At 54.3% G+C, this 13,464-nt stretch carries 20 protein-coding genes; 18 read left to right on the top strand and 2 right to left on the bottom strand.

Translation table 11 applies throughout. From position 1 onward, the window contains the following. The first annotated feature begins 48 nt into the window (after positions 1 to 48). The 11 genes from CKX93_RS02975 to CKX93_RS02925 all read left to right on the top strand — a co-directional run bounded on the left by CKX93_RS02975 (position 49) and on the right by CKX93_RS02925 (position 9,311). Entirely contained in the window at positions 49 to 378 is a 330-nt protein-coding gene (locus tag CKX93_RS02975; RefSeq protein ID WP_076755081.1) for a type II toxin-antitoxin system RelE/ParE family toxin, read from the top strand. Further along, positions 371 to 1,498, top strand: coding sequence for a HigA family addiction module antitoxin (locus tag CKX93_RS02970; protein WP_076755079.1), 1,128 nt, complete (start codon positions 371 to 373; stop codon positions 1,496 to 1,498). The genes CKX93_RS02975 and CKX93_RS02970 overlap by 8 nt, the downstream gene beginning before the upstream one ends. 49 nt (positions 1,499 to 1,547) lie before the next feature. Further along, positions 1,548 to 2,849, top strand: coding sequence for an MBL fold metallo-hydrolase (locus tag CKX93_RS02965; RefSeq protein ID WP_076755077.1), 1,302 nt, complete (start codon positions 1,548 to 1,550; stop codon positions 2,847 to 2,849). A gap of 57 nt (positions 2,850 to 2,906) precedes the next feature. Beyond that, positions 2,907 to 3,383, top strand: coding sequence for a hypothetical protein (locus CKX93_RS02960; protein ID WP_084178612.1), 477 nt, complete (start codon positions 2,907 to 2,909; stop codon positions 3,381 to 3,383). Further along, positions 3,380 to 3,670, top strand: a complete 291-nt coding sequence (locus CKX93_RS02955) for a hypothetical protein (protein WP_076755076.1) — start codon at positions 3,380 to 3,382, stop codon at positions 3,668 to 3,670. The genes CKX93_RS02960 and CKX93_RS02955 overlap by 4 nt, the downstream gene beginning before the upstream one ends. Before the next feature lie 29 nt (positions 3,671 to 3,699). After that, positions 3,700 to 4,722, top strand: a complete 1,023-nt coding sequence (locus CKX93_RS02950) for an FRG domain-containing protein (RefSeq protein WP_076755074.1) — start codon at positions 3,700 to 3,702, stop codon at positions 4,720 to 4,722. Continuing rightward, positions 4,723 to 6,330: a pentapeptide repeat-containing protein gene (locus CKX93_RS02945; protein WP_076755072.1), complete on the top strand. Its 1,608-nt coding sequence runs from the start codon at positions 4,723 to 4,725 to the stop codon at positions 6,328 to 6,330. It begins immediately after the preceding gene. A 74-nt stretch (positions 6,331 to 6,404) separates the two neighbouring features. Continuing rightward, the gene (locus CKX93_RS02940) at positions 6,405 to 8,246 is read left to right on the top strand and encodes a DUF4209 domain-containing protein (RefSeq protein ID WP_076755071.1); all 1,842 of its coding nucleotides are present in this window, start codon (positions 6,405 to 6,407) and stop codon (positions 8,244 to 8,246) included. Positions 8,247 to 8,288: 42 nt separating this feature from the next. Continuing rightward, on the top strand, positions 8,289 to 8,942 hold the full coding sequence (locus CKX93_RS02935; RefSeq protein WP_076755069.1) for a type IV toxin-antitoxin system AbiEi family antitoxin domain-containing protein: 654 nt from the start codon (positions 8,289 to 8,291) through the stop codon (positions 8,940 to 8,942). After that, positions 8,935 to 9,084 carry a hypothetical protein gene (locus CKX93_RS02930; RefSeq protein WP_159435517.1) on the top strand — a complete coding sequence of 50 codons (150 nt, stop codon included), beginning with the start codon at positions 8,935 to 8,937 and terminating at the stop codon, positions 9,082 to 9,084. Before CKX93_RS02935 ends, CKX93_RS02930 begins: the two co-directional genes overlap by 8 nt. A 53-nt stretch (positions 9,085 to 9,137) precedes the next feature. After that, complete coding sequence (locus tag CKX93_RS02925) at positions 9,138 to 9,311, top strand: hypothetical protein (RefSeq protein ID WP_159435516.1); 174 nt, start codon at positions 9,138 to 9,140, stop codon at positions 9,309 to 9,311. Positions 9,312 to 9,463: 152 nt separating this feature from the next. Here CKX93_RS02925 and CKX93_RS02920 read toward each other — a convergent pair whose 3' ends face one another. After that, the gene (locus CKX93_RS02920; protein WP_076755067.1) at positions 9,464 to 9,736 is read right to left on the bottom strand and encodes a Txe/YoeB family addiction module toxin; all 273 of its coding nucleotides are present in this window, start codon (positions 9,734 to 9,736) and stop codon (positions 9,464 to 9,466) included. Next, complete coding sequence (locus CKX93_RS02915) at positions 9,717 to 9,989, bottom strand: type II toxin-antitoxin system Phd/YefM family antitoxin (RefSeq protein ID WP_076755066.1); 273 nt, start codon at positions 9,987 to 9,989, stop codon at positions 9,717 to 9,719. Before CKX93_RS02915 ends, CKX93_RS02920 begins: the two co-directional genes overlap by 20 nt. Positions 9,990 to 10,526: 537 nt before the next feature. On the opposite strand from CKX93_RS02915, the gene CKX93_RS02910 reads away from it, so the two are divergent. From CKX93_RS02910 to CKX93_RS02880, 7 genes are all read left to right on the top strand, one after another. Further along, on the top strand, positions 10,527 to 10,760 hold the full coding sequence (locus CKX93_RS02910; RefSeq protein ID WP_076755063.1) for a type II toxin-antitoxin system Phd/YefM family antitoxin: 234 nt from the start codon (positions 10,527 to 10,529) through the stop codon (positions 10,758 to 10,760). After that, positions 10,757 to 11,149: a type II toxin-antitoxin system VapC family toxin gene (locus CKX93_RS02905; protein ID WP_076755061.1), complete on the top strand. Its 393-nt coding sequence runs from the start codon at positions 10,757 to 10,759 to the stop codon at positions 11,147 to 11,149. Before CKX93_RS02910 ends, CKX93_RS02905 begins: the two co-directional genes overlap by 4 nt. A gap of 90 nt (positions 11,150 to 11,239) precedes the next feature. After that, positions 11,240 to 11,791: a sugar transferase gene (locus CKX93_RS02900; protein ID WP_076755059.1), complete on the top strand. Its 552-nt coding sequence runs from the start codon at positions 11,240 to 11,242 to the stop codon at positions 11,789 to 11,791. Positions 11,792 to 12,006: 215 nt separating this feature from the next. Then, positions 12,007 to 12,234, top strand: coding sequence for a type II toxin-antitoxin system Phd/YefM family antitoxin (locus CKX93_RS02895; protein WP_076755057.1), 228 nt, complete (start codon positions 12,007 to 12,009; stop codon positions 12,232 to 12,234). Positions 12,235 to 12,239: 5 nt separating this feature from the next. Continuing rightward, positions 12,240 to 12,680 (top strand): type II toxin-antitoxin system VapC family toxin, encoded by a 441-nt coding sequence (locus tag CKX93_RS02890; RefSeq protein ID WP_076755056.1) that lies wholly within the window; start codon positions 12,240 to 12,242, stop codon positions 12,678 to 12,680. A gap of 137 nt (positions 12,681 to 12,817) precedes the next feature. Then, entirely contained in the window at positions 12,818 to 13,087 is a 270-nt protein-coding gene (locus CKX93_RS02885) for a type II toxin-antitoxin system Phd/YefM family antitoxin (RefSeq protein WP_076755054.1), read from the top strand. A gap of 5 nt (positions 13,088 to 13,092) precedes the next feature. Further along, positions 13,093 to 13,437, top strand: coding sequence for a type II toxin-antitoxin system RelE/ParE family toxin (locus CKX93_RS02880; protein WP_076755053.1), 345 nt, complete (start codon positions 13,093 to 13,095; stop codon positions 13,435 to 13,437). Positions 13,438 to 13,464 lie beyond the last annotated feature (27 nt).

Below are 13,464 nucleotides of genomic sequence, written 5' to 3'. Positions count from 1 at the left end.
GATAAAAAACTTTACCAAAGTGGTTAATTAAAATATAATCCTTCGCCCGTGGAAATCCATGTCAAGAACGCAAAGCTGCGTAAGTTGCTCGAGGTGCAATCGCAAGCGGTACAAAAACTCGGTAAGGCAGCCGCCAAGAAATTGGCTACTCGAAGGGGTGAGTTAGTAGCAGCCACATCGGTGACCGATCTGCGCACGGGTGATCCTCATCCATTAAAGGGTGATCGTGTCGGTCAATATTCGGTGGACCTCGATGGTGGCAGACGGCTCTTATTTGAGCCTGCCCATGAGATCTGGCCAACCAAAGAGGATGGCGGGATTGATTGGGCTCGCGTTACAGAGATCAGGATTATATTGATAGGTGATTACCATGATTAATGAGGCAAAACCGCTTGAGCCAGATTGGGTCTCCCTGCCAGGCGATACCATTGCGGAGATCATGGAAGAAGCTGGTTGGTCGCAGCGGGATCTAGCCGGCCGGCTTGGGTACTCAGAAAAGCACCTCAGCCTGCTCATCAACGGCGATGCGACGATTACGCGCGATACAGCTCAGCGCTTGGAGCGGGTGTTGGGTGGGAGTGTTGACTTCTGGCTTAACCTGGAAGCGAATTATCAGCGGGATAAGGCGCGCATCGAAGCGCAGACACGCTGTCATGATTGGGTGGGCTGGCTTGAGCAGTTTCCTGTGAAGTTTCTGATGGATCACGGCATGCTCAAAGAGTGCCGGCTCACCCAAAACAACAAATCTGGCGTTGTCGATGAACTGCTTCGGTTTTTTCGAGTGGCGACGCCGGATGAATGGCAGAGCCAGTACGCTGAGCTGCAACTGTCTTTCCGCCGAAGCCAGCGGGTGGAGTACCCCATCGGACTGGTTTCTGCCTGGCTTCGTATGGGAGAGCATGGCGCCGAGAGGCTTGGGGATCTTCCCAAATACAATGCTCGCCGGTTTGAAAGGGCATTAGCTGAGGTGCGAGGGCTGACTCGCTCGCCGGCCGATGAATTCTCCGGCGAGATGAGACGGCTATTGGCGGAGGCAGGGGTGCGTCTGGTGTTTGTGCCAGCCGTGCCGCGTAGCCATGTAAGCGGCGTCGCGCGTTGGTTGGCCCTCACCAAGCCCCTGATCCAGCTATCACTGCTTGGGAAAACCAACGACAAGTTCTGGTTTACCTTTTTTCATGAGGCCGCCCATATCTTGTTGCACGGCAAAGGCAGCGGAGCGAAGGAATCAATCTATCTTGATGACCCCAATTCAGGACGATCAGAGGGAGACCAGGAGCACGAGGCGAACCAGTGGGCTGCGGACTATTTGATTCCCCAAGAGTATGCAGCTGAGCTTAGCACCTTGAAAGCGCGCCGCGACATTGTTGCTTTTGCCGAGAAGTTGTCATTGCACCCGGGGATTGTGGTGGGACGCTTACAGCACGAAGGCATCATCCCGTTTTCTCAATTCAATGAATTGAAACAAAGGCTGGACTTCAAAGCGGCCTGGCCGTGCTAAAAGGGCCCACGCAAAAAAGCTGGCCAATCATCAAGTCGTTCGTAATTAAATGATGAATCAACACCGACTACTCGCACTACCCGTTCTCGGTGAATCATTCCTTTTGCAACGGGATGGCAAGAATATCTTGGTCGACGGGGGCTTCAGTAGTAGCCGTTTAATTAGAGCGCTGCAGGCAACTAATGTAGATGTTAATCAGCTTGATATTGTCGTGTGTACCCATGCTGATCGTGACCATGCTGGTGGGCTTAAGAATCTGCTTGGGAACTCAACTGTTTCCGTTGGTGAAATCTGGCTACCCGGTGAATGGGGAGATTCGCTTCGGGAGCTCTTGAATGATCCAAAGGCCGTGGTTGATGCCCTGGTGAACGAGTTTCGCGAGTTTGAGCCCCCAAGGCTGAATGATTCGCCGGCCGACTCGGGTGATAGTGATGAAGTAGAGCGTCAGGCTTATGCGATCATTAATAGCCTTCGCGAGAAGCGAATGAAAAATTATAAGCATGATGTCCAATTTGTGGAGGGCGAGGAAACTGGTTTATCAGGTTTGCAATGGCTACAGGAAATTGCGGGTAACACTCAGCAAAAAGATGCTAATTTACAAGACGAACGTCATATCCAAAATCGAAAGGCAGCAGAAAACATCTTCCAAAACGGGATCAATCGAATTCGCTACCGCCAAGCCAAACGGAGGCTTGACGCTATATGGGCGAAAATTTGGATCGTAGCGATACATGCAGCAGCAATTATTAGAGGTATCGCACTTCAGGCTATCGAGAGCAATGTGAGAGTTCGCTGGTTCGATTTCGACAGATTTGTGCAAAACGGGTATCACCCTGTCGGCGGAGTCGCAGATCTACTGACTCCCCTCAATGCCGTCGAGATACCCATGCCACCTACCCCAGCTAGCGATCTCAGATACTTTGTTCGGCTTACACCGGTAAACGAGCGATCTCTGGCTTTTCTCTCCACTCAAGCTGCCGGCCTGTGTCCAACTGATATTGTGTTTACTGGTGATTCACCACTGGGATATGGTGTCGGGTACAAGATGTCTTTCCTCGCTCGGCGCACGCAAAGGGGATTGGCCATCGTGACGGCACCCCATCATGGGTCGGAAAGTAATGCGGTGGCGTACACCCATATCAGGTCTTGCTGGCAGGATCTTTTGTGGCTGAGGTCTGGTGGTACGAGGAAGCATCCCGGAGCTACATTCAAGAAGATTCCAACGCACTTGCGCGCCTGCACGCATTGCCCGCAGAAGGGTAAAGCGCTAGATCTGGCCGAAGTACAGCTCTCAGATCGTTTATGGCCTGTGTTGAGGGTGAGGTCGCATTACTGCGATTGCGAGGCCTAATAGGGTGTGGACTTTTGATGGGCAAGTTTAGGTGTCAGTGAAGGTTAAAAGGGGTACATGAAAGAAACCACATTTTCAGGGATGGCCGAACTTCAAACGCCTGATGATCTTCTTCAAAAGATGAAATTTGACCTTGATCGTCTTAAGGCAGTGAGTAACGATCAATATGCAGCATTTGACTTCTTCATAACGGCGGAGCACATGCTGGATTGGTTACATCCAGGTTATAGCGAAGAAGCGAAGAGACGGGATTTGCGTAAATCTAATGTTCTCTTGAAGATTACTTCGCATATTGCCAACGGCGCTAAGCATTTTGAAGCAAAAGCAAAACATCATAAGTCGGTAAGCGGCATTGAGAAACAGCGCTATGTCGAGGAAGGTTATGTTGAAGATGGTTATTTTGAAAGTCCAATTATTGTGACGCTTTCAGCGGATGAGGGTGCTAAGCTGGGCTGTTCTGCAATCAATGTGGTCGAACTTGCTGAGCGGGTTCTTGAGTGGTGGGTAAAGTTTTTGCATGGTTCAAAAACATGAACGTACTGCACGTTGTTGCTGGCAATTTGTCCGTCGGCGCCGCTCGTGACGCCTACGGCCTTGAGACGCCTTGGGGAGCGAAGGTCTTCAGCCTGATGCACAATGGCTTTTGGAATCGCGACAGCCGCAAGCTACTCAAAAGCCTAAGCAACAAGACCCTGCTAGGTGAGATTCGGGAGGTGCTCATGGCTATGTCGGCGGATCTGGTGGCCGCGAGTCTGGGCCGGTCGCTGAGACCCGATGAGATTGATGCGGTCGTGGGTGGGCTCGGCGCCCGTCATCAGTAGGCGCATAGCAGAATTTTCAGGGACGGCTAATGCCACTGCCCACAATAGACCAGCTCAAGCATCAGCATAGTATTCCAAGCGTTAATACCGGGCGGCAGTTCACCATCCCTAGCGGCCGGCCGGGTATCATTGCGGATGATCAGGAAAAGCTTCTTGCAATGACCGATCAGGAAGGGTTGCTGGTATTCCGGTCTGGCGTTGAGTTTCCGCTGTGGACGTTTCGCGGACAGACAGCAATCCACTTACCCTGCCTGCCAGGGATTGCGCGTTGTGATGAGCTTTCACAGCAATTTCTGGCCTGGTGTCGCAATGTGGCGTTTGTCGATGCTTTATTGGCGCATCCGTACGTAGAACACTGTCGGCGTGTCTCATTCAACGGATCGCAGCTAAGGATTCACTATCAGGGCATCGCGCAGCATTACGGCATGGCGACGAACATGCTGGACACGACCACCAACTTCGATGTGGCGGCGTTCTTTGCGGCCTGCACGAATGATGGCAACGGTGTTTGGCGGCCGGCAGAGAGCGGTGAGGCTGGCGTGATCTATGCCTTTCCGCCGATTGCGCTAACTCCTCCGTTCGTTTCCAACGACAGATATCTGGACGTTGGTTGGCAGCCGCTACAGCGACCCGCGCAGCAGCGGGCGAGCGCGGTTTATCTGTTTAAGGATGAAGATTTCGCCGGATTACCCTCGGTTGCCGCATGGCCTTTCAGGCATGATCGCCGTATTGCGGAGCGCCTGCTTGAGCAATTTGACGGTGGGGCTGCATTGTTCCCAGTGGATGCAGCCGCCTCCGTCGCTGCGAATGCCAGGACGTTAAGACGCTTTACGATGGTCCAGATCACGCAAGCGGCTAAGGCCTATGAAATCTGGCACGGTCAGCCTTTGGACGAGGCCGACCGCAAGGCACTGATGAATGCCGCAGGGATCGAGATCATCGAGGGGCTTTTGCTGGATTGGTCGGCGTACGATTTGGAGACTGACGAGGCGGCATTGCACGCGCGGCTCAAGCGGGAGCTGGCTGGTGCTCGAACGCGGTGGACCTTCTGAATGGCAAGCAGTGATAGGCCGATGGCGACAGGACGAACGGATCCACTGATCAGTGCTAAGCCTCCACACGCCGCGGCGAGCGCGTCTGACCAAACCGGTCCTAAAGGCTTCTATGACGCACTTTTTAAGCACCTGGTTGACCAGATAAAGGAGCAGCACGGCCTTAGGACGGTCGTCATTCAATCGATCCTTGCCGGAGATGACTGGTCGGGGGGTGAGGATGGCTACGATTGGATATATGCCGATGAACGCACTCAGGAACAGCAATCGCAGGCGGAGCAGTATGAAGCACGCGAGCAGCTGTCGCAGACACCGTTGACGGTTCATGGCATTCATTTTCCGCCTGCTGATGCTGGCCTTAGTCATGATTACCAGACATTGCTCAAGCCGTTCGATAAGTTGCGCTTTGTGGAATGTGAATTCTATGGCGAGTCATTATTCGAGGATCGGCTGGCGAGTGTCCACTTCGAGAACTGCGTGTTTCATAACGACTGGACTGTCAGCGAGTGCCACGGTTTTGACGAGTCGAAGCCGCTGTTCAAAGGGTGTGATTTTCGCCGGAGTGTAATAATCGGTGGGGCTGAGACAGGCTATGCGCCAATCGATCGCTATGATTCGGTTTTCGAGGGTACCAGCATAGATCAACTATGCCTCGAGAATTCAAAGCTTGATATCGAGCTTTTCAAAAGTGACGGATCTATGGCCCCCGCCATCCGTTCCATTAAGATAACGAACTGTCGTATTGAATCACCCTTAAAAGCATCAAGCATCAAAAGCATAGAGGAAATAGATTGCCGGTTGACGGTGTTCCGCAAAAAGTTCACGCTAGACAAATGTAATATTGGTCGCATCAGCTTGTTGAGTGTTAACTTCGAGGGGTTAGCGAGTTTTCATCAGTCGCAGTTTGAGAATGTATTTGCCAGAAAGTGTATCTTTTCGGATCAAGTGCTTTTCATTGAGTGTAAGTTTCAGTCAAATCAGTCGGATGCATCTTTCAAGTTTGACAACGTAACATTCGAATCAGCGATCAGCTTTAGGGAGTCACAGTTTGACTGCCCATTGGATATGCGGGGCACAGACCGTGCCAGGGAGCCCGACTTTCTGGATACGGCGTTCTCCAAAGACGCGCTCGACCAGATGGATCGTGAAGCGTTTCGGATTATCAAGCACTCGTTTGATTCGGTCGGTAACCACATCGAAGCCAACCGGTATTTCGCGCATGAGATGAATGCGTATCGCCGCGAGCTGAGAACGCATCCCGACCGAAGCAGCTGGCCCATCCGGCGGGAGCGTATTCTGCTTTGGATCAATGCGGTGGTCTCGGACCATGGTCAGAATTACATGCGGGCCGCAAGCTGGCTGCTGGCGACTGTTATTGTCTCGGCGATAGTGTTTGCGACATTTGGATCGGCTGAAGAACCTATGCTTCCGGAGTCATTGGTGCTACTGGCCGATGGAGCCAACACCCTAGCGATGGGCTTCTTGCCATTGAGAGGGTTAATGGCCGGCCGAGAGAACCTGGCATTCTTCATTCTCTTGGCAACCGTGCTGATCTCGGTATTTACGTGGCATCTGCTGGTGGCAGTGAGAAGGCATAGTAAGCGGTGATTCGTTTTTGGGTCTCTGTTTCTGTCACAACATACGGCCTGTCGCCTCGAGCAGCGTGATCTGATGTGGTTCTTGTGAAGTATCCGACTAACGCCAACTTAACCACAGCCGCCCTAACTGCCGCCAGCGCGACGGTTGAAGCCGCCACTTTCTGCCGCCCGGACTACACGAGCCTTTGGCAGACCCTATCAGACCTGGCCAAGACGGCCATCGACCGCGGTGATGCGGACCAGGGTGCTGTCCTGTGGTTGTTTGCGGATGCTTGTTCGATGCGGCTGAAACCGGATGACAGGGCAGAGCCCTTTATTCCAGTGACGGGTCCCGGCGCGCGGCGCTCGGCGCTGCCGAATGACTGGTCGAATGAAGAGAGAGCATTCCTGGCGCAGGCGTATTTGCAAATCACTCATCCGGTGTTGCGCGCCCGGTTGGCGGACTTGGCTTGGCACATCGCCAAGCCCCGTCATTCGGACTACGCCCTCGCCGCCATTGATGCCTATCGCCAGATCCCGATTACCTGGGATCGCTGGCTGGCGGACGGCAGAGAGTGCTGGGCTCGGGCGATACAGTTTGCCCTGATGTTGGGGCAGGCGGGTGAATCGGTGCTCGGTGAGATGGAAAGCGAGTTGGGCGATGCTTTCTTTGCAACTGGTGTCGATGATGCCCGGCTCCCGCTCTGGATCGCCGAACTGGTGAATCGGCAGTCTATCCTCCGCGATCACCGGACGGCAGTCGCCGAGCACCTTGCAGCACTTGCGGATGAGCACGCGGCGGCGGGTGATCCGCGGCTGGCGCAGGATCTCCTGCTCATGGCCGAAGCCATTTATCGTGGGGATCGCGATGAGGAGCGGTCCCAGGATATGACGGTGAAGGTGGCTGAGCTCTCCGTCGTCCAGGCCAATTGGCCACCCGGCGATGGCGAGAGCCCCTCAGCTATCACGGCTTCGCATTTCCTTGAGGAGGCATATCAGCGGCTGCGGCGTCTGCCAACGGAATATCGCGGGCGGCACGGTTTGGAGCAGCGGCTGAAGCAGATTGAGTCCTGGTTGGCTGCGGCGAATCAGGCGTCGGTCCAAGAGATGGTGACCGTCGAGACCGAAGACATCGATATCACCGAGCCGATGCGAGAGGCTGAGTCCGCGATGAGTGGCCTCGGTACCGTCGAAGCCGTATTCAAGCTGGCCGCCATTTCGCGGGCGCCGTCGAAGGCCAACATCGAGTCGCGCGCTAGGCAGCTTATGCGCGAGTTCCCGATGCAATGGCTCTTTGGCTCAACGCATCTGTCGATGGATGGGCGCGTGGTCGGGAAGCGTGCACCGGCCAGTCTGGACGAGGACGATGACAACGCGCTCTGGGTGGCCATGCTTCAAGATTATTTGACAGAGGTCGGGATCATCACCCAGATGCGGGTGCTACCGGCGCTGCAGACTCTGCGGCGAGAACATCGGCTTCGCCTTGGTGACTTCATCAACCTCGCCCGTCGTTGTCCGCTTGTGCCGAACGGTCGGGAAGAACAGGTGGGACGGGGCCTCCTCGCCGGCTATCAGGGTGACTACGCGACGGCGATTCACCTCCTCGTCCCGCAGCTTGAGCACATGGTGCGTATAGCGCTGCAGACTGCGGGCTATAACACTCAAAAAATCGGTGATGACGGTGTTCAGAGCGAGAAGGGGCTGGGGTCGCTTGCGGCCTTCAGCGCAACGGCAGAGCTACTCGGCGAGGACCGCGCTTTTGAGCTCAAAGCGCTGTTCTGCGAGCCTGTTGGTCCTAATCTGCGCAATATGGTTGCCCACGGCCTACTTGATGATGAGGTTGCCGGGTCGGTGTACAGCCTTTATGCCTGGTGGTGGGTGTTGCGGTTGGTTGTTGGGGGTTTCGGTGGTCATCAAGCAGAGGTGGCGCGATCGAAGTATTATTAAATAATGCTAGAAACTTTCATTTAATGAAAGTATCCTGCATTTATGCAAACTCTCACGCAGACAGTCATTCATGCCGGCTTCGGCACCAAAGTGCTGCACGATGCGCAGCTTGCCATTTTGCTTGAAGGCTCGGCCCAGCGTCGCTACAACCTGGTGAACCGTGCTCTCAAGGCCGGCGAATTGGTTCGGCTCAAGCGCGGTTGTTATGTGCTTCATCCCACCGTGACTGGCACCAAAGTCCATGGCTTTGTGGTCGCGCAGCATCTGCAGCCTGGCTCTTTCATCTCATTCGAAACGGCGCTGGCATGGCACGGTTGGATTCCCGAGGCGGTTCGGCTGATGGCTTCGGTGGTCCCCGGTCGTCGCAAGGCGGAGTATTCTTTGCCGGTGTGGGGTGACTTTCGCTTTGTGCCTTTGGCACAGAACCAGGGTTATGGCCTGGTTGGGGTCGGTCGCATTGAATTGTCGAGCGGTATTGGTTTGGTGGCGGATCCGCTGCGAGCACTGTTGGATTTGATCTGTTGGCGCAAGATCGCACCGGAGTGGGTGCCGAGTTTTTTGCAGGGTTTGCGACTGGAGCCGGAATGGCAATCAGCGGTTCAATCTGATGCGCTGATTCGCCTTAGGCGGGTGTATCAACACAGACGCATGACTGAGGTGATCGATTGCATCGCCAGCGAGTATGCCCATGATTGAGCTTTTGCAGCAAAGGCTGGCGCAGTACGCCATTGATGGCGCCGAACAGCAGGAACAGGCGCTGAAAGAGATGCTGCAGGAACTGACACTCATTAGACACCAATCCGCCGGCGGGATCACTGTGGGAACAGCGGTTTCATGATTTTCCGACCGATTTTTCGGTGTTGGTGCAGGATCTGCCAAGTTGAGGTCAACGTGGAGTGGTTGCAGCTGGCATTGCTTGAAAAAATCCAATCGCTTGATTGGGAGGAAGCGGTGCGCGATGTGGAGCCTTTCTTGAGTGCGATGGAGCGCCGCAGTCTTACGGTCTGGGGTGAGCCATTGTTTACCGAGCGAGTGCAGCAGTTGTTTGGGCGGGTATCGAGATGAACTCAGTGATTGCAGTGACGGTAAAGGAATGGATTGCCACGTCGGCTACGCCTCCCCGCAATGACGGTTAAGGAAATGGATTGCCGAGTCCCGCCACGCTTCGCTTGCGGCTGAAGGCTTATTGCGCTCCCACCAAGCGGCTGATGCGGACGTTATGGCCTTTGATCGTAATGGCCCCCAATGGCAAAAATATAGACATAGTGATCGTCAAACTTATAAATCACACGGTCCTGTTGGGATATTCGCCGGGACCAAAAGCCTGAAAGGCTATGCTTTAGTTGCTCGGGTTTCCCAAGTCCTGTTGCGGGGTTGGCGCGGAGCATTTCTTTCAGCAGCTTGCACAGTGCTTTGTGCAGCTTCTTGTCCTTTTCACGAAGCTGCTCATACGTAGCCCAAGTGCTGCCTTCAAAGACGAGTGATCTCATTGATTTCCTCTTCCTTGGGGATATATCCGGCGCCCTGGATATGGGTTGTGGCAGACTCTGCCAATTGACGCATCAGACTGCTATTCTGAAGCACATACAGAGTTTCTTGCTCGCGCTCCCAGTCGTCGGCGCTCATCACCACGAACGCTTCGCCGGAGCGCCGAGTTACTTTCAGCGGGGTATGATTGTTAACTGCCTGTTCTACATAGGATTTTAGCTTATCTCTGAACCGGTTTACACTCACAGAGTCCATATGGCTTACCTCAAACGTACGGAAATCACGTACATCTTAGCGGGAAAGCCATACCAAATCAATGATGTTCGCCACAGCAAGCCGTGGCCGGACAGCCACTTGGCGCCCGGGTGACCCGAAATTGGCCTTAAGCCACTTTGGTTCTCGTCCAGTTCCGAGATAACAGATTCCGGTGAATTGGTTCGGCTCAAGCGCGGTTGTTATCTGCTTCATCCCACCGTGAGTGGCACCAAAGTCCATGGCTTTGTGGTCGCGCAGCATCTGCAGCCTGGCTCTTTCATCTCATTTGGAACGGCGCTGGCCTGGCAGGTAGGATTCCCGAGGCGGTTCGGCTGATTGCTTCGGTGCTTCCCGGCCGTCGCAAGGCGGAGTATTCAGTGCCGTTATGGGGCGATTTTCGCCCTGTGCCACTGGCGCAGAACTTGGGTTATGGATTGCCACGTCCCGCCGCCTTGCTACCCTTGGCCGCAGCCATTGAAAAATATCCAATTTCTAGCCAAACTTAGCTAAGTCTGGCTAGTTTTTTCGGAGAAAGAGATGAAGGTGAATATGCATGAAGCCAAGTCCCAGCTTTCGAAGCTCGGCGAGCTGGCATGGCAAGGCGAGTCCGTTGTGATCGCCAAAGCGGGCAAGCCGTATTTGGATTTGGTACCGCACAAAGAGGGCGCCACGGAACGCGTGATGGGTTTGGCAAAAGGAAAGATCGTGATTCACGACGACTTTGATGCGGCGGATGCTGAAATCGCCAAACTGTTTGGGATGGCTGAATGAAGCGGCTTTTGCTCGATACCCATGTGGTGTTGTGGTGGCTTCAGGGTAGTGATCGTTTCAAAGACTCGATTGTTGTTCTGCTGAAGGATGCAAGAAACGAGGTGTTCGTCAGCGCGGCGAGCGTTTGGGAGATTGCGATCAAGCAAAGCTTGGGTAAGTTGGAAGCGCCGGATGATCTTCTGGATTTGATTGAGCAGTCGGGGTTTGCGGCGCTTTCGATGTCTTCCTTTCATGCAGAGCAAGCGGGACGGTTGCCTTTGGCGCACAAAGACCCGTTTGATCGCATGTTGATTGCCCAAGCGCAAGCCGAGGGCTTGATTCTGGTCACGCACGATGAGGCGATTCTTTCATCGGGTGTTCGATGCCTCGATCCAATCGGCACGCGCTAGCCTGTTGTTGATGGCGGTAGCATATGCAAAAAACACTTCATCGCGAGCGACGGAGTCGCGCGGCGATCCACCGCGAAGCGGGCTAGATCCATGACACGCCTATTTGATTTGTGTTTTGCTTTTTTCGGTCTGGTGGTGTTATCACCAGTATTGCTGCTGCTGTGGGTGATTGGGTGGTTTGATAACCGATCGCCGTTGTTTTTGCAGGAGCGGGTGGGGCAGCATCAACAGCCCTTTGTCCTGGTGAAGTTTCGTACCATGCGCCCGGATACCGCGTCGGTGGCCACGCATTTGGCGGATGCCTCGGCCGTTACGCCCTTTGGGCGTTTTTTGCGGCGCACGAAGTTGGATGAGTTGCCGCAGCTTTGGAATGTGCTGCGCGGCGAGATGAGCCTGGTGGGCCCGCGCCCGTGCTTGTTCAATCAAGCAGAGCTGATTGCCGAGCGTGCCGCGTTGGGTGTGTTTTCCGCGCGGCCGGGGATTACTGGCTTGGCGCAAGTGCAGGGCATTGACATGTCGACGCCGGCGCTCTTGGCGAAGACCGATGCCGAGATGCTGTCTTCCTTGGGCCTTTGGGATTATTTCCGGTTTATTTTTATGACGGTTCTTGGCAAAGGGGCCGGTGATCGCGTGCGGAGTTAAAACGGAGTTTAAACGGGGACAGATTTATTTTCGGTGAAAGGGGGCAGATTTATTTTTTGCCCTAACAGGCCTGCCCCCAGTGTCAGCAAACATGCCTTTGAGGATTACCGATGTGATCGGCTGAAAACGGCGTGAATCCGTGTTGTATCGCTTTGACGGCCACAGGTAGATGTGCTACAAATTTCTCATTTGCAGCACAATACACAGAGAGCCCCATGAAAGAGCTGAATATCCGTGAGATGCGCGCCAACATTGGTCGCTTAGATGAGTTGGTGGCCGAAGAAGGCGAATTGGTGATCAGTCGTCGTGGCCAACCCATTGCCCGAATTTTGCCGATGGCGGCGCACCGTCAATTCCCCGACCATGCCGATCTGCGCCTGCGGATGGCGCGGTTGCAGACCCCTTCGGCGGAACTGATTCGTGCGGAACGAGACGAGCGCTGAGTGCGATGAGCGCTGAGCGTCGCGTGTATATCGATACCAGTGCGCTGGCCAAGTGGTATCTCAACGAGTCTGGCTCAGACGCCTTTGTGGACTATCTTCAGACGCTGGATGTGGCGGTGATCAGCAGCCTGACGGTGACGGAAATGCGCTCGTTGCTCAGGCGGCGCCAGCGCATGGGGGAGCTGACGGCTGAATTGGAGTCCGTTCTGTTTTCAGCGTTTCTCGAGGACATTGATCGCGGCTGGTTACAACGCTATCGCATCGACGATTCGCGCTTTGATGAAACAGCTCGTCTGATCACGCGCTACCCCGAGCATCCGTTGCGCACACTGGATGCGCTGCATTTAACCATTGCCTCACACGTTGGTGTGACTGAACTGGCCACTGCCGACGCAGTGATGGCCAATGCCGCAACGAGCATAGGCTTTAAGGTGGCTCGTTTTTAACGGCTTGGCCAAAAAGGGGACGGATTTATTTTTCCTCCCGCGAAATCGTCGCAGAGACGGTAAAGAATGAGTTGCCCATCTTGTAGAAAGACCATAAAAAGACTAAATTAAGACCTACTCAAGTCTGGAGCACGGTCATGCGCTACTCATCACAAGTCAAACCCATAAGTTACCTTAAAGTCAATGCCGCGGAAGTTCTGTCGCATCTCGCGGAGCAGCGCGAGCCGCTGGTCATCACGCAAAATGGCGAAGTCAAGGCTGTCCTTCAGGATGTCGCCTCGTTCGAAGAGACACAAGAAACACTGGCGATGTTAAAAATCCTTGCGCTGGGTAATCAGGAAGTGGCGGCAGGCAAGGTTAAGCCTGCGGCCGACGTTGTTGCCCGCCTGCGCGCCAAACGAAGCTAATTCTCATGGCAGGCCAATCTGCCAAGTTTGAAGTATTACTCACCGAGGGTGCAGAGCAAGACTTAGAGGCCATCTACGACTGCATCTGCGAATTCGACTGCGTGGTCAGCGCCAACGATGTGCTAGATGCGCTAATAGATGTTGTGGAAAGCCTGTCGGAATTTCCCGAACGCGGTAGCTATCCGAAGGAGCTGGTCGGCCTTGGTATCAAAGACTACCGGCAGAGCTTCTTCAAACCTTACCGCGTGATTTGTCGTGTCGCTGACACCAAAGTCATCATTTACCTGATTGCGGACGGGCGCCGTCACATGCAAACCGTGCTTGCTCGTCGCCTGTTGGGTGGCGGCTGAAAAGGGGACGGATTTATTTTCTGCTAA

Source organism: Ectothiorhodosinus mongolicus, from assembly GCF_022406875.1.
Lineage (GTDB): Bacteria > Pseudomonadota > Gammaproteobacteria > Ectothiorhodospirales > Ectothiorhodospiraceae > Ectothiorhodospira > Ectothiorhodospira mongolica.
Note: the sequence above shows the minus strand (reverse complement) of the source record. Positions and strands in the feature narration are given on the sequence as shown.